The sequence below is a fragment of the Tindallia californiensis genome, from assembly GCF_900107405.1.
Lineage (GTDB): Bacteria > Bacillota > Clostridia > Peptostreptococcales > Tindalliaceae > Tindallia > Tindallia californiensis.
Genome location: NZ_FNPV01000011.1, coordinates 50,139 through 72,746, shown reverse-complemented (window position 1 = coordinate 72,746; position 22,608 = coordinate 50,139). Strand labels below are relative to the sequence as shown.

The window sequence follows — 22,608 nt, the reverse complement described above, 5'->3', positions numbered from 1 at the left end:
TATTAAAAGATGCCTTTCAATAGAGCTATGCGGTATTAGCACTGGTTTCCCAATGTTGTCCCCCTGATCAAGGTTGGTTGCCCACGCGTTACTCACCCGTCCGCCGCTAAGTATCCTTCTCTTCCATCCGAAAATTTCCGAAAAGGCACTCCGCTCGACTTGCATGTGTTAGGCACGCCGCCAGCGTTCATCCTGAGCCAGGATCAAACTCTTATATAAATTCTTCCTGTACCCAAGCTTTTGCTTGCGTTTTCCATCACGTTTTAACGTGTGGTTTCGTTCTCTCTGCTGTTCAGTTTTCAAAGAACTCTCTTTGCTTATTTTTTGCCGCTCTTAAGCGACTTGATTATCTTACCATGCTCTACTTTCGATGTCAATACCTTTTTTTGTCTTGTTTTCCGCTTCGCATTTGTTACTGTCGCCGTGTTTTTGCGGCTTATTTAATATACCATTTTTAAGGAAAGGTGTCAACAAAATATCCCCTTTTACCTAAAACTTTTTATGACACTTTTTTTCTTCCTTTATAATATCTTCACAATGTTTTTCGAAACGATTCTATCCCACTTGCTTGATTTAGTGTTTCCTTTAATCTCCATCTAAAAGAATTCATCATAAATGCCTTTACAATTATCTTGTTCTATCATATGATGATTTCAGAGGCAGAGTAGACATTATGCGTTAAGTGTTGAGGGATGGGAGGTTGCTCTCAAACGAAGAATTTCTATTCGCGTTATAATGTTGCATCCGCTGCCACATATGAGAAATCATATCTCTATTTCTCTTATGTGGGGTCTAAATGCCTCACTTTAAGAGAAAGGAGGTGTGCATATGTTTGGTCTAAGTTCCGGGCGCATACCTACAAAAGTGTTGGTTATGGCGTCTTTTTTTGTAGGTATCAATATTATTCTTTCTCGTATTGGTGCCGTCATGTTATTTAACAATAGTGTGCGAATGAGTTTTGGAAATGTCCCTCTCATTATTTCCGGTATTTTACTTGGTCCCTTTGCTGGTTTCATGACAGGCATCGTCAGCGATTTACTTGGATTTTTAATCAATTCCCACGGTGCTGCTTTTCACCCTGGTTTCACCATTAGTTCGGGTCTAACCGGCTTTATTCCAGGCGTGGTTGTGCTAGTTACCGGTAGGTTTGGCTTCCAAAGGTTTTCCTTAGTTTCTGTGGTTGCATCAAATATTTTGGTGTATCTCTTAATTTCCGGTCTACTGAATACGGTCTGGCTAACTCATTTATTGGGTACTGGCTTTTGGGTATTATTTCCAGCCAGATTAGCAAGTCATGGAGTTGTCACCATTATTAATATCACGCTTGTGTACGCGGTGATCAAATCTTTTCAGAAAACAAATTTAGTTCCCAATGTATTACAGAACTAAAAACGCATCCCAGGTGGTAACCTTCTCTAGGAAGACCCTTTATCAAGGGTTTTCCTAGATTTTATCTGTGTTCAGTGATAAGGCCAGTGCTAGGATCTTGTGTTTTGTATTTGCTTGTTTTTCTAATTTTTCAGTTTCTTTTTTTCCTGAAACGATTCAACTTTGTCGTTAGCTGTTTTATCTTAACAGCTAAAAACTCATCACCTATCGCTTCTTTTTTCACTCTCCAGCGCCAGTTATTCGCTATTGTACCAGGATAGTTCATCCTTGCTTCTGACCCTAAACAAAGATAGTCTTGCATTGGGACTATCACAACTCCTGCATTGGTGCTGAACAACACCTCCAAAAGAGCCCAACATGTCTTTTCGACATTATCATAAACATCAATCCCGTGCTGCTTTTTTATACGTAAAGCAATGCTCTTGTTTTCCTGTGCTTCTGTTTGAATCCAACCTACTAACGTATCATTATCATGCGTTCCACTATACGCAAAAGTGTTTTTTTCATACTCATAAGGTCTTTCCCTTTTTTTCAAACCAGGATAGAAAGAAAACTGCAGTATTTTCATTCCGGGGAGTCCGAATTTCTTCTTTAACGCCCTTACAGATGGAGTGATAATTCCTAAATCTTCCGCAATCAAAGGAAGGCTTGAATATTGTTTCTTCAGCTCTTTGAAGAGTTCGTCTCCAGGTGCTTTTATCCATCTACCGTTTTTAGCTGTTATTTCTTCTTCCGGAATTTCCCAATAAGCTTCAAATCCTCTAAAATGATCTATCCTTATTATATCTACCATTGTTAAGAGGTGCTCTAGGCGCCTACTCCACCAATTGTAATGATTTTTCTTCATTTCATTCCATTTATAATGTGGGTTTCCCCACCGTTGTCCTGTCACCGAAAAGTAATCAGGAGGAACACCGGCTACCACGCGAGGTGTTCCATCTTCTTTCAAGTCAAACAATTGAGAGTTAGCCCACACATCAGCACTATCGTGAGCCACAAAAATAGGTAAGTCCCCTATGATTTTAATATTTTGTTCTGTATACTTTTTTTTCATCTTTTGCCACTGCATAAAAAAACAAAACTGCAAAAACAGGTAATACTGTATCAACTCCACGTTTTCCTCACTAAACTGGCGTATCACCTGGCTATCCCTTTTTTTCAATTTTTCTGGCCATTGATGCCAAGGTCTTTCTTTTTCCTTCTTTTTAATGGCTCTAAAAAGAGCATAATCATCCAACCAGTCCTTATGCTGCTCGCAAAATTGAGCAAAGTCATTAGCACCCGATTCTTTTCGAAACCTTAGAAATGCTTGGTAAAACAGCTTTTCTTTCCATTCACCGATTTTTTGATAGTCAACAACCTCGTCATCAAAAATGGGCGTGTTCTTCAATTCACTACTGGTAAGGTATCCTTTCTCTCTCATCCATTCTGGGTCCAATAATAATTCTTCGCCTGCAAAAGCTGAAAAACTTTGGTATGGCGATTCACCAAAACCAACAGGGTGAATGGGCAAAATCTGCCAATACTGTTGTTCTGTCTTAACAAGAAAGTCTAGCCATTCCTTACAAGCACTTCCCAGATCACCAATGCCATGGCTGGAAGGAAGCGATGTCACATGAAGTAAAATACCTGCTTTTTTCTCTGATAGGATCATACTAATCCTCTTCCTTTTTTAGGTTTATACATTTTATTCCAATATTCATCTACCATGCGTTCCGCTGAAAAAGCTTCTTTCGTTGTTTCAATACTTTTCAGCATCATATCCGCCCACTTTTCAGTGTTTTCATAGTAGAGAGGAATAACTTCCTTCTCCATCATTTCATATAAAGCTTTTGCATCCTTTTGATCTTGTTGCTCTTCTGTCTTAGGGGTTATCACATCTCCAATTGCCCAGCCATTAACCCCATGTTGACAAGCTTCAGGCCACCATCCATCTAAAATGCTTAGATTGAGGACTCCGTTCATAGCTGCCTTCATTCCGGATGTTCCACAGGCTTCTTTAGGTCGTTGAGGATTGTTTAACCAGACATCACATCCTCTCGTGATCAATGCACCTATTTCCATATCGTAGTTTTGAAGAAATACAATAGCGTTTGGATATTTTTTTTGCATTTCATAAATAGCGCCCATTTTTTCTTTCCCGGCATTATCCATGGGATGAGCTTTTCCAGAAAAAACCAGTTGGATTTTTTCCTGCTTCAGCAATAGATCTATTTTAGATCTATCACTAAATATTAGATCACTTCTTTTGTAAGGAGTCATTCTTCGTGCAAATCCAATCGTTAGTTTTTCAGGTTGAAAGACAGCACCTGTCCTTTCTTCAATAAGCTTTATCAAGTTTTTTTTGTTTTTCTGATGAAGTTCCAGGCATTTTTCTTTTTCTAATTTTTGTTCCAGAAACCCATCATCCATCCAGGTTTTTAGATGCACTCCATTAGTAATGTTAATCATGGGAGCTTTTCCAGTAACGGACTTCCACATTTTTTTAGTAGTCTCCAAATGAAGCTCGGCTACGGTATTAACCTTTCTTGAAAGCCTTAATCCAGCCACCGTCATATTAAAGGGTGCTCCCCCTATTTCTATTAGCTGTTCAATCGTTAATCCTTGGTTTGCATTCATGTAAAGAAAGCGACTTATGGGATGGGTTTCGTTACCAGCCTCAACGGGTGTATGCGTCGTAAACACAATTTCTTTTTTTGTTTCTTCCCAGGCATCATGAAAAGATACACCTCTACTCATTTTTTCAGCGATCAACTCCAGTCCAGCAATCACGGCATGGCCTTCATTAAAATGGTAGGTGTTTACGGAGTATCCCATCGCTCTTAATGCTTTTATTCCTCCTGCTCCGAGCACAATTTCCTGCGCAACCCGATCTTCACTGTTTCCACCATAAAGATTTTTGGTTATTCCATGATGCGGCGAACCGGAAATATTGGTATCTAGTAACAATAAAGGCACATTACCATAAGCTTCTGTTTTCCATACTTTTACTGGCACTTTTTCTTCTCGGATAATTACTTCTACTATGGTCCCGGTATCTTCCAGATGCGAACAATTAATGTTGCGATAGCAATCTGTCACCGCTCCTTCCTTATCCAAGTATTGTTCTACATATCCCTGTTCCCACTTGATGCCAATTCCAACCACCGGTAAGCCTTTATCTTTACATGCTTTCAGATGATCTCCTGCCAGAATTCCGAGACCGCCGGAGTAAATCTTAAATGATGATTCTAAACCGTATTCCATACAAAAATAAGCAATAACACCTTGCTTTGACTCTTGTTTTTTCAAGCTGACCATCCTTTCTTTTCTTATCATAACTGTACCAACATCCATCCCGCTCCGATCATCATTAAAAGTGCAGGAAACATCATTGCAATCATTTTACCCATTTGAGCATTAAAAAAATCAGCTGTTAAGACTAAGCACAAATGCATCGGTGATACCATAATTCCTGCAAATCCACTGACATGTGCCAACGCCATCAAAGATAAATTTACTTCTGGCATCATTCCTATGAGTATCGGAAAGGCTATAGCAACAAATGCTTGAGATATTCCAGTGAAAAAGCCTATGGCAAAAGGCAGCAGTATACTTAATGTTACAATCGAAATTCCCCAGCCTACCATTTGATCAACCAATATATTCACCGCACCAGATACTTCCAATATATCCTTAAAAATCATAATGCCAATAAGAATCAAAATGATTTTGTAAGATACGGAAGCTTGTAAAAATCTTGGAATCTCCTTCATAGAGAGGTTCATAGAAAAAACCATCGGAAGAATTACTAGAAACAAAGAGAACCATAGCGATAAGTTTAGTAGAAAAAATGCTGCCAAAATCATAAGGATTGGAAAAATCCCCAGGATGAGGTCCTTAATATCTTGATTCTTGTTCCTTGTCTCACTTGTATCCGTCTGTTGTGTTAGATTCGCTGCCTCCCTATTCTCTTTTTTCATTTCATAAAGGAGGTAAGGAATCCCAAGTACCACAGCCATAATAGTAAAGGGGTATGTCTTTTTTATGAATTGATTCATCGGCACTCCCATCACTTCAGAAGCTATGATCAGTGAAGGGTATAATGGTAATACGCATTCCCATACATGTCGAAACCAAAAATTAATAACGCCTTTCCGTTCAGCCGTCATTTTATGATCTCCACAAGCATTCGATACCATCGAAGCAGAAAACAAGGCTCCACCTGCTGATGGAAGAAGGCCCATAAACATAGGAGGGACTGGCATCACCATCCGATAATCTCTAATAAGATGATTTAGCGAAAGTACCATTTTTTCCAGCATGTTTTTTTGACGCATTATATATTCCAGCATCATAATCAACATTAAAGCCAATGCTGTTTGTATTGTTGATGTGCTAACCATGGTTATAAAAAATGTTTTTATGGTTTCACCCACGGACATTTTGAATAAAAAAGCCATTAGTGCCGACCCTATCATCATTGAAACTCCTAAATTAATCTTCTTTTTTATCAATAGTAAAATAACCACAAAAACAAGACCTAACTTTAATAGTTCCATTATTTTTGCTCCTTCTCTAGAGTTAATATTATTTTGACAGCTATTTCTATTGTACCATTCTAATCTGGTTTTATGCACAAAAAGGAACAGGATTACCCAATTCTTCATCGAAGTTGGAAAATCCTGTCAACGGCAGAGACCTCTCAGATCACCTGGATATTCAGTTTTTTCGCTTATAGAATCTTGGATTCCGCATACCTCCTGACATTTTGCATATTGTTACTTCTTTTCTGCAACCGTCTTTTTACAAGGTACTGCTCGAAAGGTACTGCTTGAATAGATATTTTGCAAACGTATGTTTTTCTCTTTTTTACCTTATGCGAAGTCCACTCCGCATCTTAGGACGTCCCTGCCGTTAAAGAATGATTTTGCCAGGCTACAAAACTTCTTTCCTTGTTCTTATTATACCACTTTCTGATAATTCCATCAACTAGTTCTTTTCAAATAGTCAACGCATTTCTTAATTCTTCCAGCCTCTCCATTTGCTGTTCTTTCATGTAATGGATTAGTTCCTCCATCACATCCATGGTGGCACAAGGATTTGTGAAGTTTGCTGTTCCGATTGCCACAGCATTTGCACCAGCTAATATGAACTCAGCTGCATCATGACCATTCATAATACCGCCCATCCCTACAACCGGTATCTTAACCGTCTGGCATACTTGGTATACCATTCTTAGAGCAACAGGTTTAATGGCAGGACCAGAAAGACCACCCATTATATTTCCTAAAACCGGTCTTTTACTCTTTGTATCAATAGCCATGCCTAATAGCGTATTTATCAATGATAGAGCGTCAGCTCCTTCTTCTTCGACCACTTTTGCAATCTTAGTGATATCCGATACATTCGGACTAAGCTTGACCATTAAGGGCTGTCGGCTTCGTTTTTTCACTTCTTTTACCACCGCTGCAGCCATTTTCTCATCTGTTCCAAAGGTTATTCCACCTTCTTTAATATTAGGACAGGATATATTAAGTTCTAGCATATCTACCTCTGTATCAGCCAGTCTTTCGGCAACACGGCAATATTCTTCGATACTTTTTCCAGATACGTTGACAATCACTTTCGTATTAAATTGTTTTAAGAATGGTAAATCATCTTTAATAAATGCTTCCACCCCCGGATTCTGAAGTCCGACTGCGTTCAGCATCCCACCATAGGTTTCAGCAACGCGTGGTGTCGGGTTTCCTTTCCAAGGTGTCAGGCTTACGCCTTTTACAACAATTGCACCTAGTCGATTTAAGTCAATGTACTCCCCATATTCTTTCCCAGATCCAAAGGTGCCCGACGCTGTCATAATTGGATTTTTGAGTTTTACGCCTGCTAAATCTACGGAAAGATCTGGTTCTTTCACCGCTTTATTATGCATCCCAAACAACCTCCTTACTATTAAAAACCGGTCCGTCCGAACAAACTCTTTGATGTTGCCAGTCCTCTTCCTTTTCTTTCTTAATCTTGCAGGTGCATACTAAGCAAGCACCAATACCACAAGCCATTCGTTCTTCAAGGGAAATCTGTGCAGGAATACCTTTTTGTTTAGCCCATTCAGAAATTTTCTGCAACATTGGTCTAGGGCCACAACTATATACAACATCTCCATCTGCGTGATAGTAATTCATAGCGTCCAGTACTGTTCCTGTGTATCCATAAGATCCATCATCTGTTGCAATTCTAAGTTTTTCGCTATGTTCTTCGAAGTCTTTCTGTAAAAAGGGGGTTGAAGCATATCCCAGGTATATTTCTTTTTCTCCTGGAATGCGCTTGGAAAGTTCTAACAAAGGTGGTATCCCCATACCTCCCCCAACAATGATACTCTTCTGTGCTGTGGCCTTAATATCATATCCGTTCCCTAAAGGTGATAATAAGGTAACTTCCTCTCCCATTTTCATTAGAGAAAGATCTTTTGTTCCGTTTCCAACAACAGCATAGACAATTCGTAATGCCTTTTGATTTCGATCAATTTCACAAATACTAAGCGGGCGAGGTAATAGTTTTTCTCCTTGTTTAAGCTTAATATGAGCAAATTGTCCGGGAATAACACCTTCCGTAATCCCAGGAGCTTTTAACCACATACTCCAGCAATTCTCTCCAATTTTTTCATGCGTTACTATTGATGCTTTTATCATTCGTTTCATGCAATACCTCCTATCTCAATTACATCCATATCTTTGATCTGAACTTCTTTTTCCATTATTTCTATCATAGCTTCTAATATATCCAAAGAAGTAATCAATGGAACGCCTGCTTCTACGGCAATTCTCCTAATCCTAAACCCATCTCTTAGATTGTCATTCCCTTTGGTTGGCGTGTTTACAATCAGACTGATCGTCCCACTTCGAATAAGGTCTAACAAGTTAGGAACCCCTTCTTTAATTTTCTTCACCGTTTCAACAGGAATCATGTTCTCCGATAAGGTCTCCGCTGTCCCCGAAGTCGCTTTTAAGGTATATCCCATAGCATGAAGCCGCTTGGCAAGACGTGCAAAATTCTGATGTTCGTGAAGATTGATCGTTGCTAATATAATTCCACCTTTTTGAGGCATTGTGATTCCCGCTGCAATAAGCCCTTTATACATGGCTTCTATCGAGGTTTTTCCAATTCCTAAAACTTCGCCTGTTGATCTCATCTCTGGACCAAGACTTACTTCAACCATTGGTAATTTTTCCGTTGAAAATACAGGAACTTTAACCGTATGGATTTTTTCTTCTTTATAAAGTCCTATTCCCCATCCCATATCTTGTAATCTCTCACCCAGCATCACTCTGGTGGCTAATTCAATAACCGGCACTCCGGTAACTTTGCTGATGTAGGGTACGGTTCGACTGGAACGTGGATTTACTTCAATTAAATATAAGTTATCCTGAAATTCTATAAACTGAATACTTACCATTCCTGATATCTCTAGTCCTTTGGCAACTTTCTTTGTTACTTCCAGCAATTCTTTTTTTCTTTCTATTGTCAGGTATTCAGCCGGGTATAGTGATGTGCTGTCTCCAGAATGCACCCCAGCCCGATCCAAGTGTTCCATAATACCAGGTATTAGCACATCTTTACCGTCGAAAATAGCGTCTACTTCTATTTCTCTGCCCATTAGGTATCGATCAATTAATACCGGATTCTTATGATCAGCTTCAAAAGCGTCTTTCAGATATTTCTTAAGTTCCAGCTCATCTCTGGTGATTTCCATTCCTCTTCCACCAAGCACATAGGAGGGTCTTACTAAAACAGGATATCCCAAAAAGTTGGCTGCTTTCAATCCTTCTTCTAAAGACCACACAGCTTTTCCCTGTGGACGATTTATTTTCAATCGATCCATTAGTTTTTCAAACTTTTCACGATCTTCTGCTGTATCGATTTGTGTTGGTTGAGTTCCTAGAATAGGAATATTCATTTCCTGAAAAAAATCGGCTAATTTGATGGCTGTCTGGCCACCAAATTGTAGAATAACCCCTTCCGGTTTTTCTTTTTCAGCAATGTTTAATACATCCTCTTCTGTTAAAGGTTCAAAATAAAGTTTATCAGAAATATCAAAGTCAGTGCTCACTGTTTCAGGATTGTTATTTACCATAATGGTTTCCAACCCTGCCTTTCTTAAGGCCAAGATGCTGTGCACAGAGCAATAATCAAACTCAATCCCCTGTCCTATTCGGATAGGTCCTGATCCAATAACCATTATTTTTCGTTTAGAAGTTACGTTGACTTCATCCACAGAATCATAGGTTGAATAATAGTATGGTGATTGTGCTTCAAACTCACCGGCACAGGTATCTACCATTTTATATACAGGATGGATGTTCCATTGATTTCTCAGACCATAAATTGCTTGTGGACTACACTTGATTATATCGGCCATTCCTTTATCCGAAAATCCTTTTTGTTTGTAATTTCGTAATTTCTGAGGTGTTAGATCGGTGCTTTTCATTTCTTTAAGTTCTTCTTCCATTAAAACAATCCCTTGAATTTTTTGGATAAAGAAAGGATCTATGCCAGTAATTTCTGATACTTTTTCCACTCGATAGTTGCGGCGCAGCATTTCAGCCAAATCAAAAATACGTTCATCATCCGGTACTTGTATTTGAGCTTTTAGCTCTTGAAGGCTTTTTCGTTCAGAATCTGGATTAATGAAGCTGTATCTTCCAATCTCTAAAGATCGAATGCCTTTTAGCAATGCTGCTTCAAAATTATTCCCCAATGCCATCACTTCTCCTGTAGCCATCATTTTTGTTCCCAAGGATCGTTTGGCATTTCTAAACTTGTCAAAAGGCCACTTAGGAATTTTGACTACTACATAATCTAGGGTCGGTTCAAAGCAAGCATACGTCTTACCAGTGACCGCATTTTTAATTTCATCCAACCCATATCCAAGGGCAATTTTGGATGCTACTTTTGCAATTGGATAACCAGTTGCTTTGGATGCTAAGGCTGAGGAACGGCTAACACGTGGATTAATTTCTATTACGGCATATTCGAAGCTTTTAGGATTCATTGCAAACTGAACATTGCATCCCCCTTCAATGCCTACGGCATTAATAATGTCAATGGCTGCGGTACGAAGCATTTGATGTTCTTTATCGCTTAAAGTTTGTACAGGTGCAATCACAATACTATCACCCGTGTGAACACCTACTGGATCGATATTTTCCATATTGCAGACAGTAATGCAAGTGCCGTTAGCATCTCTCATTACTTCATATTCTATTTCTTTCCAGCCAAGAACCGATTTTTCTAATAACACCTGACCAACACGACTTAGATGAAGTCCTCTTGATAAAATTTCTTCCAGCTCATATTCATTATAAGCCATTCCTCCCCCTGTACCTCCTAAGGTGTAGGCAGGTCTTATAATAACCGGATATCCTACTTCTTGAGCAAAACCCACTCCCTCCTCCAGATTCGTAACAATCCTACTCTCAATCACAGGTTGATCAATCCGCTCCATCATTGCCTTAAACCTTTCTCGATCTTCTCCTTCTTTGATAGATTCGATCGAGGTTCCAATAACTTGTACATTGTATCTCTCCAGAGCACCGGAATCATGAAGTTCAACGGCTAGATTCAGTGCCGTCTGACCACCCATTCCTGCCATAAGGCTATCAGGTCTTTCTTTATCAAGAATCTTTTCAACAAATTCTAACGTTAATGGCTCTAAGTATATTTTATCAGCAAATGCTTTATCTGTCATAATGGTTGCTGGGTTACTATTGATGAGCACTACTTCGACACCTTCTTCTTTAAGGGCCTGGCAAGCCTGTGTTCCTGAATAATCAAATTCGGCAGCCTGTCCGATAACAATTGGACCGGAACCTATCACCAATACCTTTTTAATGTTTGATTTTTTAGGCATGATCTTGCCCTCCTTTCATCGCATTCATAAATTCATCAAATAGATATTTTGTTTCCTGAGGTCCAGGACTTGCTTCTGGGTGAAATTGCACGCTAAATGCAGGATGTTTACGATGTCTCAATCCTTCAACAGATTGATCATTCAAGTTAATATGCGTTATTTCAAGGGTTTCTGGCACTTCATTAACCACATATCCATGATTTTGGGAAGTAATGTATACTTTCCCTTGCTGTAAATCTTTTACCGGATGATTACAGCCTCGGTGTCCAAATGTCATCTTTTTGCTACTTCCACCTAACGCTAAGTTCAAAATCTGGTGACCCAGGCAAATCCCAAAAACCGGCTTTGTTTCAACAAAGGTTCGTATGTTATCGGCAATATCCATTAAATCCTCAGGATCTCCAGGTCCGTTCGACAATAGAATCCCATCAGGATTTATACTAAGTACCTCTTTGACCTTTGCTCTGGCTGGAAAAACAGTAATCTTACAGTTTCTTAACTGAAGAGAACGAAGAATATTTTCTTTCACTCCAAAATCTATGATTGCTACATGCTTTCCTTCCCCAAGGACTTCATATGAGTGACTAGTCGTCACTCTGTCTACGGCATGAATGTTATTAAACTGATTTAATTTTTGAGCAATCTGACTTTCTGTTAATTCTCGAAGGGTTATGATCGCCTTCATTGTTCCTTGGTCCCGAATTATTTTTGTTAGTTCTCGAGTATCAAGGGCTTCAATACCCATGATTTTGTGATGCTTCAAATAGCCTTCTAAGCCCATTTCACATCGCCAATTACTGGGATAGTTTGCTTTTTCTCGAACAATTAATGCCTTTGGGTGTGGAGTAGCCGATTCTATATCTTCCAAATTAATTCCATAGTTTCCGATCAGTGGATAAGTAAACGTAACGATTTGCCCATGGTAAGATGGATCCGTCAGTACCTCTTGATATCCTGTCATGCCTGTTGTAAAAACCAGTTCTCCGACGCTTTCTTGCTTATATCCGAAAGCTCGTCCTTCAAATTTTTTTCCGTTTTCTAATATCAGCTGTGCTTTCATGCTACTACCTCCTGATTCCATGGCATTTTACTTGTTTGGGCAAACAAAAAGGACAATGAAAAAGCGAAAATTATCGCCTTTCTCACTGTCCCTATTACACTTTTAGCATTAACGTAATTCCCATTACTTACATGACAATTGCTTTTCATATCATTCACTCCCTTTCTGACCTCGCAGGATCAATTTAAAGGTATTTCTTTTGTTTTTATATCTTCGAAATATACTATCATGCTGACGAATATGTGTCAATATTCAATTTTACAAAAAAGAAAGAATTAGTGATCCACTCCCAAGAGCCCATGTGTAAAATGAAAAATAATATAGCTTTCCTTGAGCAATCATACGAATGAGCGTCCTTATGGCGAATACACCTGCAAGAAAGGATGTTATAATCCCAACCATCAGCATCGATAGACCGATATCGCCAGTACCTACTTCTATTGCTTCTATTACCTCCAACATAGTCGCTAAAGCAATAATAGGAAAAGAGAGAAGAAAAGAGTACCGAGTTGCGGTATGTTTATTAATTCCTTGAAATAGTGCACCAGAAATAGTCGCACCAGACCTAGACATTCCCGGCGTTATAGCAAAACCTTGAAAAATGCCCACGGCAACCGCATTTTTCCAGGTCATTTCCGGAAGTTCTTTTTTATTACTCATAAACTTTTGCGATCTTTCAGACGTCCATAAAAGGGTTCCAGTAATAATCAACGCTATTCCTATTACTCTTTGTGATGTATATATATTAGAAAATATATCTCTAAATAACAAGCCCATAATACCCGTAGGAATCGTTCCTACAATAATCAAAAAAGCTAATCGATGGTATTCTTTCTCTAATCCTAATCCTTTTCCTTTAATAACATCGGCACACATTTGAAAAAAGGCAATAAGAATATTAATTAAATCTGTCCAGTATACCACTAGTACAGAGAACAAGGTGCCTATATGTAGCATTACCGTTAAAAAAAACACCCGATCTTCCGGTACTCCTAAGAAAAACTGCGTTAGCGCCAGATGTCCTGAGCTGCTTACTGGTAAAAATTCTGTAATCCCTTGGACAATCCCCAGCACAATAGCTTGAAATAATGTCATTGGTTCTGTTTACCTCCTTATTAAAATGGCTATTTCTATGCTTCAAAAACGTAACGCGAATGCTTTACTAGCCTTTATGTTCGCAAACAGCTATCATTAAATAATACTTTTTCCCTGCTACTGGTTTTTCAATTGTTTCATCTCTTTGGTAATACATATCTATATTAAAGAATGATTCCAGTAGCTCCCTAAACTCTGATTCAAGGTATTGATGAACATGATAAGGAGAAGAACACGGTTTTCCTTTTCCTTGACCAAAAGGTGTTGAAATAAAAAGTTTTCCTTGAGGTTTTAGCATTTTAGAAATATTTTCTATCACTTGGGTGTCTTCCCTCAAATGTTCAATCATTTCATAACAAATGATGTGATCGTATTTTTTAAGCATTTGGATACAGCTGGTTTCTCTTGCATCGCCAACTTGAAATGTGCTCTTCAGATAACCGTACATATCCTTGGCATATTGAATACTATCTAAATCAATATCTACCCCTGTGATATGCTCAATTTTATTCTCATCATCTGAATCAAGTAATATTTCTGTACCATAGCCTACGCCACAGCCTAAATCAAGTATTTGACCAAAACAATATTTTGAAGCAAACAGGTATCTTGCTATATGTTCCCTTAACATTCCATTCTTAGGGCTCATATACTCCGGTATTACTCGTTCTCCCGTATATTCCACAAAAGATCCCCTTTCTACCTGGTAATTCATCTGTCTTGCTATCAGCTTGATGCTGTTCATTTTTGCATTTCTCTGATGATTCTACTATAATGATATCCATGAAGTAGAATTTATCATATAAGGAGTGAACACTATGCCTGAGAAAGGATATGTTCAAGTTTATACTGGCAATGGAAAAGGCAAAACCACAGCAGCTCTGGGTCTTTCTTTGAGAGCCGTATGCAGTGGCAAAAAAGTATATGTCGGACAGTTTATCAAAGGAATGGCTTACAGCGAAATGAAAGCCCCTTCTTTATTAGAAGGTATCACCATTGAACAATATGGTCGCGATTGCTTCATTAAAAACGATCCAACAGAAGAAGATGTTCTCATTGCAAAAAAAGGATTAGACACAGCACGAGAAATAATTCGCAACAAAACATACGATGTCGTGGTTTTAGACGAACTTAATGTTGCTCTGTATTATAAGCTTGTCTCTATAGATAAGGTGCTTGATCTTATTGCTGCCAAACCAGCTTCAACAGAACTGATTATAACCGGTCGGTATGCTCCTGCCGAGTTATTAGAGGTTGCTGATTTGGTAACAGAAATGAAAGAAGTAAAACACTATTATCAACAAGGTGTAAAAGCTCGTAAAGGTATTGAAAATTAAAGAATTTATTTTTGAAAAAACAGCCCGATAAGTGGGCTGTTTTTTTGAATCATCATTATCTTTTCGATAATTGCCAACCCTGCAATATCAATGTACATAGATTCCTTTGTTAGTTATGTGTTAGCTTTTTAATTAAATGCATGTGCTTTTTTAGCCATTCACAATAAACTTTTTTCCTTCATTATATATAGGTTTATTTTTGCAATTATACAATTTAACAAAATAGCCTTCAATGCAAAATATATAATAACACAAAAGATTTAAATAAAAAAGACCCACGAGCCCGCCCTGGATGTTTTAAGGTTCATCCTCGGCTTCAATTTTCCATGCATCCCCGAATTCTTTTTTAAGGCGTTTCAGATTGGATTCGATCATAACATGAAGAACGTTTTCGTCTACGTTTATACCGTTCTCCCTTAAAATACTCACTGCGTGTTCAACGGCAAGATCCAGCTTTTCCGACGGTTGTTTTTGCCTGAATTTTTGTTGCACGAAAAGCACGACGGATTCTGCAATGCCTTTAACTATCAGAAATTGTTCTGGGCTAAGCTTGGTTTTTATAACTCCCTTGGCTGTCAAAATATGTTTACCTGCGTAGATTCCTACCAATGCAAGCAATAAAAAGAATATCTCAATCACATGGCCTACGATTGCAGTATATATTGTTTCAATCACTATCTTCCACCCCTTTCAAGATAGTCGATTGTTTTCTTAATCAAAACAGCGCATTCTGCTCTGGTGATCGGAGCATCAGGATCAAAGGTTGTTTCCGTTCTACCGCTTATGATTCCCTTTTCCTTGAGCGGGTCGACATGATCCGCCTGCCATTGTTGTTTTATGTCTTTGAAATATTTAGATTTCATATGCTCTATCATCCCTTCTATGCTATAGTCAATGTGCGGATGCTTTCCCCAGCTATGCCAACGCCCTGCGCTGAGTGGCCGCCTCACAACTCCATGATTAAAACCACGCGCCTCAATAACATTTCCATTTCCTTCATAAACACCAACGTGCCCAGGGAAAAACACGAGAACCCCAGGCTCATCTGGTATAGTGTTGATCGGACCTTTCTCAGCGCACCTCTTAAGAGTGCCATTTGCATTCCAGTCTGTAGTAGCATCATACTGTAGCTGACCTCCCGGTAAAGTCCAAAGATAACCCTTTACCATGCCGTTGCAGTCAAAAACTCTTTTTCCAAATCCCTGACGATATCTCGACATCCTGGAAGCTGGATAGTGTGCTGGATACTGTCTTGCTAATCGCTGCAGTAGATTTTCAGTCGCTATCTGCCCGAAAGTTCCCCACCAGTATGGATTTCCTAACTGCCTTTCAGCGAATTCAACTAACCCTATTCCTGATTTTTCCAATTGTTCCACCCCTCTCTAAATTGGCGGCAACGAATCATCTTTGTTATGGTGATCATCCTTTTTCTTGCTTCTGTTTATACGTACTCCACTAATCACTGACGGAATGGTGTTTATGATATCGAATTTCTTTTCCAGAAAGCCGGATCCGGCCGCTATGACAAATGCTGACATCATCCAATCCATCCAATCATACTGAAACGTCACATCCAAATATTCAAAGAATCGATAGTCTCCAAGCATGGAAATAGCGAATGCCAAAACCAGAACAAGGAAGTATCCAACTGCCTCATGAATTTTTCGATTAAAAAGGTTTTCAAGTTCCTCAACAATGTTTTCTGTCATTCCAATAAAAAAGATCATAGCAATAAAAGGAATAACAAGAGATACAATATCATCCATATCGCTCACACCTCCATATCCCGAAGGTTTTCCATTCTGCTGACATCAAGCTGCTCATGGCATATCAAAACACCCCCAATAGTGATAAGGTGCCAATAATTCCTCCGATGGCTCCTATAATCCATCCAGACCACTTAATTAAATCATCTCCAAGTTTTTCTTTTGTTGATCTTTGGCTTTTAAAATCATTCCACTCTGTCAGAATGCCCTTTGCCAGTTTGTGAAGATGATTAATTTCATCCTTTTGCTGGCATGGTTGACCTTCCAGCTTGCTTATCCGTTCCCAGAGTCCGTTATATCGCTCAAATTTAGTGTTGAATTCCTTAATCGCTATTTTTGTATCGATGAAATCCTTTCTAAGCTCTTGCATCTGTTCAAATAGTTCTTTGTTGTTATACCAATTTTCTTGAGTGCTACGTTCCACCCTGTCACCTCCTGGAATTCTCTTCATTAAAAGAGGCCCCCCTGGAGGGACCTCAAATATAGATGTTTCTCATTTTAATTATTGGTTCAAATACTTTGCTTCCATTATTTTTATAAGAAGTAATTTTAACACGCTAAAAGCTATCTGGCCGCCTTTTTTCTTTATGGTATCTTTTGCCTTTTGCCATACTTCATCATCTTTTGCGGCTTCTAAAAATTCATGACCCTGCCAAGTAAGATGCATAGCTTTCCAATCTGATCCATTGTGATTTGAGAAGTCTTTAGCTTTAATCAAACCTGCTTGATCAAGTATCATGATGTGATAACTTATCTGTTCTCGTGAATAGCCGTCTACTTTAAGTTCTTGTATTCCTGTGCAGGAATCTTCTTTCTCAACCTCAATCAATACTTTTCTCACTAAATCCATATCTCTTTCCACAAGCATCCCTCCGATTCTATTTAATTAAATGAAAAAGTCTTTGAGATGATTATATCAAAGGTGAAAGTAATGTCTATGGCAATTACTTTATGACATATAATGTTCCTTATGTGTCCTACCAACCCTTCCCTATCTTCAAATCTTTCCACTCTTGCTGTAATCTTTCTACTTCTTCATCTTCTCCTAAAGTCTGAGCATCTTTAATAAGACTTAAATAACGCGCTTTCTCTTCTTCATAAGTAGGCTCTGGTTCTGGCTCGGGAGGAGCTTCGATAAACTCTCCGTTTTCATAAAGCCTTCCCAATACAACTCCTTCACCATAATCTTCTTCACTTATTTCTATCATATGAGGTTCGCTTACTGCTCCTTTAAGCTGAGAAATGCCGACTACTTTATTATTTTTATCTAATTGTGCGTAAAATTTCATTGATAAACCTCCTTTTACTCAAATTCGATTACTTCCCATGGATAACCTTTTAATATGTCCTCATCCGCTATCCCGTAAACTACAACTCGAAGATTAGTTGAACTCGAAAGGAAGGGGGTTACCGTCCCAGCCCAACGACCAAAGTCATGAGAAGATTGACTCCACGGTATATTTACATAAGACTTAGATAAATTAACACGTGAAATAGTTATATTTGTTGAAGCAATATGGCCCCCACCAGGACTTGCTGTTAAATCACTTCTTCCTCTCTGCACACTCTTAATCCCTCCCCCACTCACCAAATTCGCTACGTCCTGTGCTGAATGAGAACTTCTACTGGAAATAGTTGTATCAAGGTTGTCCAAATTACTTGCCCTTGAAGATGTTAATCGACTTGTAAGCGTATCAGTAGCCGACTTAATAGACTCCTGCAATGCTTTCGTTGCTATCTCAATAACATTCGCCATTCTTATACCTCCTCATAAATAAACTGTAAATCTCCGTTTTCCACTCGCCAACCATAAGTATATGTTGTTCCTCCATCTACAAATCGGTGTGGCATTTCTTCTGTCTTATGCGTCATATGGTCATTCTTTAATTGCTCCATTGTTTTGCTTGGAGCATCCCACCAATTAGACTTCCCAGTAATAGCTTTTATTCTATTGGTAATCCATCCTATCCACTGATACAACTTTCCTGGTCCTAATCCGGTAGGTGCTTCATCTGGATCCGCAGAAGGGGTTAACGCTTCGTCGATCAAATCCATATTATCATTTTGATGTGATACGTTATAATTCTCATGTGGTTCAGGCTTCTTAAATACATAATTTGGTGTGTTTTCCAATGGTTTTCACTCCCCTTTAATCCAACTCGGAAGATCTTAATTCTTCATAAGTGTACACTTCCATCTGCTGATGGGTGTATGTTGACAAATCTTGATATGTGTTATATATGTACGTATATAACACAGCTAAGTGTGCCGGTGCTATCTCATCTATAGCGTTCATTGCATCATCTATGTTAGGAGGCAAGCCAATTACACTGGTAAATGTAATGTTTATACTACCGTCAAAAGCCACTTCCACATCTCCATTAGTGTAGCTGTCAGCGACCAATTTGATTAAAGCAGCATCTACCTGGCCTGTCCCTCTCATTTTAGATTTGATAACACTGCGACGCTCATCCAGTGGTTTAGAATTATCCACCGGTATTTCAAGTTCGTTTTCGTAAACAGCAAGGCCCCAAGTCGCTGTATCGATCGACATTTGGAGCCTTAAGTCTTCTATTCCTGCATCTGTTGATTCAAACTGATTAGCGTAGGCATTAAAGATTTGAGCAAATACTTCTGATTTTCGCTGAAATTTCTGCAACCGATTAACCATCTCATCTCTATAGCTCATTGAGCGTCACCGTCCCAAGTATCGCGACCTCTTCCGGGTCAATGTCCACGTTTACAGTTCCACCATTAACGGTTAAATCCGAGTAATCGGAAATTCCATCAGTTTTAAGTATAGAAGCCCCCAGCCTTGCATAGCTTACAAATAATTCTTTAAAAGCTATATCAAAAAGATATGATTCAAGACTTTCAATTGCGCGCTGCTCGGCTTCAGCCAATGTTGATCCTTCTGATAAAATCACATCAACAACAATATTAATCTCAAGGGCTTTTGCACTCTCTACGGTCACAAATGCACCAATAGGTGCCGTTCCATCCCCCAATCCCTGAATTCCCGGATCAAGGTGTTCCTGGACTGTTTCAACCAGCTCAGTAGATGCAGGATGGCGGTTCATATCAATGATTAGCACTTTAACTGTGTTGTCTCCATCCCAAAGCGGAAATACTTTTACATCTCCAACACCTTCGATCTCTTTAGCCCACACAGCATAGTGTGCTCTATTCCCACTGGTGGCAGGCCTGCGGATTGCTTCATAGTACCTTTCGAGCAAATCATCATCACTTTCTTTTTCAAAACCGTCGTATGTCGGCTCTGTATTAATTACATTTGTAAAACCTGAAAGTGTCACTGGGAAAAGAGTGATCGACTCCGCTGGCACTTCTCCCTGTTCCCCTGTTATAGTCGATTGAATATTCACTTCTCCGGAATCAACAATTTCAACCGTTTCAACTGATTCAAATTGGATTCCGTTTTCTGTTTCGAAAAGGTCCCCTTCATGAATGGTGCCAGTTCCAGTAACAGTAACCTTGCCAATGGCATGCGTTGCTAATCTTCTTCGAATACCAGAACGCTGTTTAACACGCTGTTCCAATTCCTCACCAGATAGGTTCTCAATATTTAGTTTCTCTTCTACTGATTCAATTTTATTCCTTTTAACGTTAAACTGTTCGGCAGCTGGAGCCAATGCGTCATAGATAAAAGAGCCTGGTCTTTTGTCATACTTATCGTTTACATCATTAAGCAAACGATTCAATATTTCTTTCTTAGACATCTATAAGCCCACCTCCCCGTTAAGGATCCCAAAGATGCTATCAACATCAAAAGTTATCTTAAGCCTGGAACCTTCTTGTTCAAACTCAAAATTACTTACACTTCTTACCGCAGAATTTCTTATTAATGCTTCACGGATCATCCGCTTCATCTCTTCCTCCACGAAAGTAGGCTTTAAATTGCTACCAATCAAGCTATAATGCTCTGATCCATATTCTGTTTCTTCAAAAATAAGTGTACTTTTTATGGTTAGTAATGTTTTTTTAATCCATATCTTCAAGTATTTCTTTCCATCTGCTTCCAGGGTTTTTCCATCTCTAAGTTCAAAATCACCTTTTTCGAAGTCCCACACGAGCGTCTTATAAACCCTGCTTTCCCTTTGTTGCTGTTTTTCCACAACATCATTTTCGGTATATTCTAATTTAGCAATATCAGGCAAGCTCATACCATCACCGCCTTATCCACTACAAACCATTTTCTGAGTGATGTATCTGGAATCATAATCACCTTATCCCCAGGAACAAGAGTATTTGTATATTCCATTGTTGCTGTCAACTGATTGGCCTGAGATGTCGGCAACGTAAAACCCTTAATATCATAATCCTGTGCTGGAGGGCTATCCTTTAAGTGGAACGACATTTCACCATCACTGGTTATGCTTAGCTGATTAATGTCAATTCCAGTCAAGCGAAACGTTCTAACATAACCATTCAACACATGATTGGAAAATACCAGCCTGTCTCTTTCCAGAATTATATTGTCACCATACTTAATCCTTGGCGGCGACATGGATAACACTTCACCAATCGTTGCGGTAATAATTGTATTATTTTCTCTTTCTTCAAACATTTTAGCCAGCTTATCAATGTTTTTCATTACACCACATCCTCCGGCAATGCCAGTTCTAATTCCATTGTGTATTTCTTTTTATTGATTCGATGCTTTGCTTCAACAATCATATATCGACCTGAAATGCCAGTTACCGATTCAACTACATCAAACAGTCTGCCTCCCCTGAATAACGTATTGCCAATAAATTTCAAAGTTATTGTTTCATGCACTTTTGATAATCTATTCAAAAGAATCATAGCTACCTGTCTGCTTTTTGCTGCATCTTCCGCTTCGATCTTTATGGTTTCCTCAATTAATCCATATCGTCCGATCATTGCTGTATCCTCTTTTTCTGCAGTAACTTGGTATTCCGTTTCTTCATCGTCAACAATAAGCCGAATACGATTCCGCATTGATTCAATGCTTCTTGTCCTGGAAGGATTGCCGACTGCTTCCAATATATTTTCCCTTTGAACATTTTCAGCCAATTCAAAGAAACCAGCGATCACCAAATCAATTCGTTTTCTGATTACTAATTTTCCATATCTCATCTCTGCGCTGATTCGATACCCTTCCTTTTTTTCAACCTGATCAATAATATCCTGAATAATTTTTCCTGGAGTTTTCAGCATATATATCTCATTGATTTTGGTAGGCATTTCGATGATAGATTCAATCTGTATTCCAAAATCAGTAAGAACCTTTCTGATAGCTTCCGTAGCAGAAACGCTATTAAATTGGTATACAGTCGTTGATTGATTCAGGTACCAGGTATAATCATAACTAATGTATTTAATCGGATCTCTCCCGTTTCTTTGCTCTTCTACAATGACGCCACGATATAATTCAATAATTTCCTTTTCTGTAGGGCTATTAATGTAATCCTCTTGTGTTAAAATAACCAAATCACCAATTTCACATGGGTTTACTGGAACGGCATCCGTATCGGAATTAGCCATCATAAATTCCAGAGAGACGGTAATGCTAAATCCACTATCCCATGCAATATCATTCGTCAAAGGAGTGATATCATATGTTGCGCTTTGATCATTCTTTATCAAAAGTAATCGAAACATTTAATCACCCACCTGGACTAATGTGAATTCACGAATTGACATAGTATATTTAATATCACCACTTTTATCAGTGCTGTACTGAAAATCATCTATTGTTATTGGCATATTAATGGAGAGTGTTCTTCTACGACTAACTATAATAAGTCTCATTGGCAGCCGTCGATCCCTCCATCTTTCAATGGTATCTACATAATCCATGCCCCACATACTTCTATTCTGCAGAAATGGATAATTTCTCACAGGGAAAAAACTGCTTATTTCAAGGGTTTTTAAACCTCTGGTTCCAGGTAGATTAAATGCTTGCATAATAGATTCAAAAGTTTCCGATCCAAAGGGTGAGTCAATTTCATATTGTTCAGGAGGGGCTGGCAGCTGAATTACTTCCTCATTATTATTAATGGATAAATAAATTTCTACTGACACGATTCACCC

General features: G+C 38.7%; 25 protein-coding genes, 1 rRNA gene and 1 riboswitch. Of the genes, 2 read left to right on the top strand and 24 right to left on the bottom strand.

Features of this window, described 5'->3' with window-relative positions:
* Positions 1-219 (bottom strand): 16S ribosomal RNA (locus tag BLV55_RS13705); the annotation flags it as partial.
* 439 nt (positions 220-658) lie between these two features.
* Positions 659-752, top strand: a riboswitch (THF riboswitch).
* Positions 753-828: 76 nt separating this feature from the next.
* Between BLV55_RS13705 and BLV55_RS13700 the strand changes: the two genes are divergently transcribed.
* Positions 829-1,389 (top strand): folate family ECF transporter S component, encoded by a 561-nt coding sequence (locus BLV55_RS13700; protein WP_093315422.1) that lies wholly within the window; start codon positions 829-831, stop codon positions 1,387-1,389.
* Between the two features lie 130 nt (positions 1,390-1,519).
* On the opposite strand, the gene malQ is transcribed toward BLV55_RS13700, so the two are convergent.
* From malQ to BLV55_RS13655, 9 genes are all read right to left on the bottom strand, one after another.
* Positions 1,520-3,043 carry a 4-alpha-glucanotransferase gene (malQ, locus tag BLV55_RS13695; RefSeq protein WP_093315420.1) on the bottom strand — a complete coding sequence of 508 codons (1,524 nt, stop codon included), beginning with the start codon at positions 3,041-3,043 and terminating at the stop codon, positions 1,520-1,522.
* Positions 3,040-4,680 carry an alpha-glucan family phosphorylase gene (gene glgP / locus BLV55_RS13690; RefSeq protein WP_330386635.1) on the bottom strand — a complete coding sequence of 547 codons (1,641 nt, stop codon included), beginning with the start codon at positions 4,678-4,680 and terminating at the stop codon, positions 3,040-3,042. Before glgP ends, malQ begins: the two co-directional genes overlap by 4 nt.
* Positions 4,681-4,703: 23 nt before the next feature.
* Positions 4,704-5,930, bottom strand: a complete 1,227-nt coding sequence (locus BLV55_RS13685) for a DUF401 family protein (protein WP_176968424.1) — start codon at positions 5,928-5,930, stop codon at positions 4,704-4,706.
* 440 nt (positions 5,931-6,370) lie between these two features.
* Positions 6,371-7,300, bottom strand: coding sequence for a dihydroorotate dehydrogenase (locus BLV55_RS13680; protein WP_093315416.1), 930 nt, complete (start codon positions 7,298-7,300; stop codon positions 6,371-6,373).
* Positions 7,293-8,066, bottom strand: a complete 774-nt coding sequence (locus tag BLV55_RS13675; RefSeq protein WP_093315414.1) for a dihydroorotate dehydrogenase electron transfer subunit — start codon at positions 8,064-8,066, stop codon at positions 7,293-7,295. Before BLV55_RS13675 ends, BLV55_RS13680 begins: the two co-directional genes overlap by 8 nt.
* A complete protein-coding gene (gene carB, locus BLV55_RS13670) occupies positions 8,063-11,275 on the bottom strand; it encodes a carbamoyl-phosphate synthase large subunit (RefSeq protein WP_093315413.1) in 3,213 nt (1,070 codons plus the stop codon). Before carB ends, BLV55_RS13675 begins: the two co-directional genes overlap by 4 nt.
* The gene (locus tag BLV55_RS13665; RefSeq protein ID WP_093315411.1) at positions 11,268-12,335 is read right to left on the bottom strand and encodes a carbamoyl phosphate synthase small subunit; all 1,068 of its coding nucleotides are present in this window, start codon (positions 12,333-12,335) and stop codon (positions 11,268-11,270) included. The genes carB and BLV55_RS13665 overlap by 8 nt, the downstream gene beginning before the upstream one ends.
* Before the next feature lie 258 nt (positions 12,336-12,593).
* A complete protein-coding gene (locus BLV55_RS13660) occupies positions 12,594-13,430 on the bottom strand; it encodes an undecaprenyl-diphosphate phosphatase (protein WP_093315409.1) in 837 nt (278 codons plus the stop codon).
* 67 nt (positions 13,431-13,497) lie between these two features.
* Positions 13,498-14,115: a class I SAM-dependent methyltransferase gene (locus BLV55_RS13655; protein ID WP_207646088.1), complete on the bottom strand. Its 618-nt coding sequence runs from the start codon at positions 14,113-14,115 to the stop codon at positions 13,498-13,500.
* A gap of 133 nt (positions 14,116-14,248) precedes the next feature.
* Here BLV55_RS13655 and cobO point away from each other — a divergent pair, with 133 nt between their 5' ends.
* Positions 14,249-14,767: a cob(I)yrinic acid a,c-diamide adenosyltransferase gene (gene cobO / locus BLV55_RS13650; RefSeq protein ID WP_093315408.1), complete on the top strand. Its 519-nt coding sequence runs from the start codon at positions 14,249-14,251 to the stop codon at positions 14,765-14,767.
* Positions 14,768-15,064: 297 nt separating this feature from the next.
* On the opposite strand, the gene BLV55_RS13645 is transcribed toward cobO, so the two are convergent.
* The 14 genes from BLV55_RS13645 to BLV55_RS13580 all read right to left on the bottom strand — a co-directional run bounded on the left by BLV55_RS13645 (position 15,065) and on the right by BLV55_RS13580 (position 22,599).
* Positions 15,065-15,442, bottom strand: a complete 378-nt coding sequence (locus BLV55_RS13645; protein ID WP_176968423.1) for a phage holin, LLH family — start codon at positions 15,440-15,442, stop codon at positions 15,065-15,067.
* Positions 15,442-16,134 carry an S-layer homology domain-containing protein gene (locus tag BLV55_RS13640; protein WP_093315404.1) on the bottom strand — a complete coding sequence of 231 codons (693 nt, stop codon included), beginning with the start codon at positions 16,132-16,134 and terminating at the stop codon, positions 15,442-15,444. Before BLV55_RS13640 ends, BLV55_RS13645 begins: the two co-directional genes overlap by 1 nt.
* A 15-nt stretch (positions 16,135-16,149) precedes the next feature.
* Positions 16,150-16,533, bottom strand: a complete 384-nt coding sequence (locus BLV55_RS13635; protein WP_093315402.1) for a hypothetical protein — start codon at positions 16,531-16,533, stop codon at positions 16,150-16,152.
* A gap of 64 nt (positions 16,534-16,597) precedes the next feature.
* The gene (locus BLV55_RS13630) at positions 16,598-16,984 is read right to left on the bottom strand and encodes a hypothetical protein (RefSeq protein ID WP_093315401.1); all 387 of its coding nucleotides are present in this window, start codon (positions 16,982-16,984) and stop codon (positions 16,598-16,600) included.
* Between the two features lie 51 nt (positions 16,985-17,035).
* Positions 17,036-17,395 (bottom strand): DUF2513 domain-containing protein, encoded by a 360-nt coding sequence (locus BLV55_RS13625; protein WP_176968422.1) that lies wholly within the window; start codon positions 17,393-17,395, stop codon positions 17,036-17,038.
* A gap of 115 nt (positions 17,396-17,510) precedes the next feature.
* Positions 17,511-17,822: a hypothetical protein gene (locus tag BLV55_RS13620; protein WP_093315397.1), complete on the bottom strand. Its 312-nt coding sequence runs from the start codon at positions 17,820-17,822 to the stop codon at positions 17,511-17,513.
* A 14-nt stretch (positions 17,823-17,836) separates the two neighbouring features.
* The gene (locus BLV55_RS13615; RefSeq protein WP_093315395.1) at positions 17,837-18,289 is read right to left on the bottom strand and encodes a hypothetical protein; all 453 of its coding nucleotides are present in this window, start codon (positions 18,287-18,289) and stop codon (positions 17,837-17,839) included.
* A gap of 2 nt (positions 18,290-18,291) precedes the next feature.
* Positions 18,292-18,666 (bottom strand): hypothetical protein, encoded by a 375-nt coding sequence (locus BLV55_RS13610; RefSeq protein ID WP_093315393.1) that lies wholly within the window; start codon positions 18,664-18,666, stop codon positions 18,292-18,294.
* Between the two features lie 16 nt (positions 18,667-18,682).
* Positions 18,683-19,222 carry a putative phage tail protein gene (locus tag BLV55_RS13605; protein ID WP_093315391.1) on the bottom strand — a complete coding sequence of 180 codons (540 nt, stop codon included), beginning with the start codon at positions 19,220-19,222 and terminating at the stop codon, positions 18,683-18,685.
* The gene (locus tag BLV55_RS13600) at positions 19,212-20,270 is read right to left on the bottom strand and encodes a baseplate J/gp47 family protein (protein WP_093315389.1); all 1,059 of its coding nucleotides are present in this window, start codon (positions 20,268-20,270) and stop codon (positions 19,212-19,214) included. The genes BLV55_RS13605 and BLV55_RS13600 overlap by 11 nt, the downstream gene beginning before the upstream one ends.
* Positions 20,271-20,714: a DUF2634 domain-containing protein gene (locus BLV55_RS13595; RefSeq protein WP_093315387.1), complete on the bottom strand. Its 444-nt coding sequence runs from the start codon at positions 20,712-20,714 to the stop codon at positions 20,271-20,273.
* Positions 20,711-21,145 (bottom strand): DUF2577 family protein, encoded by a 435-nt coding sequence (locus BLV55_RS13590; protein ID WP_093315385.1) that lies wholly within the window; start codon positions 21,143-21,145, stop codon positions 20,711-20,713. Before BLV55_RS13590 ends, BLV55_RS13595 begins: the two co-directional genes overlap by 4 nt.
* Entirely contained in the window at positions 21,145-22,176 is a 1,032-nt protein-coding gene (locus BLV55_RS13585) for an XkdQ/YqbQ family protein (protein ID WP_093315383.1), read from the bottom strand. The genes BLV55_RS13590 and BLV55_RS13585 overlap by 1 nt, the downstream gene beginning before the upstream one ends.
* Positions 22,177-22,599: a hypothetical protein gene (locus BLV55_RS13580; protein WP_207646087.1), complete on the bottom strand. Its 423-nt coding sequence runs from the start codon at positions 22,597-22,599 to the stop codon at positions 22,177-22,179.
* Positions 22,600-22,608 lie beyond the last annotated feature (9 nt).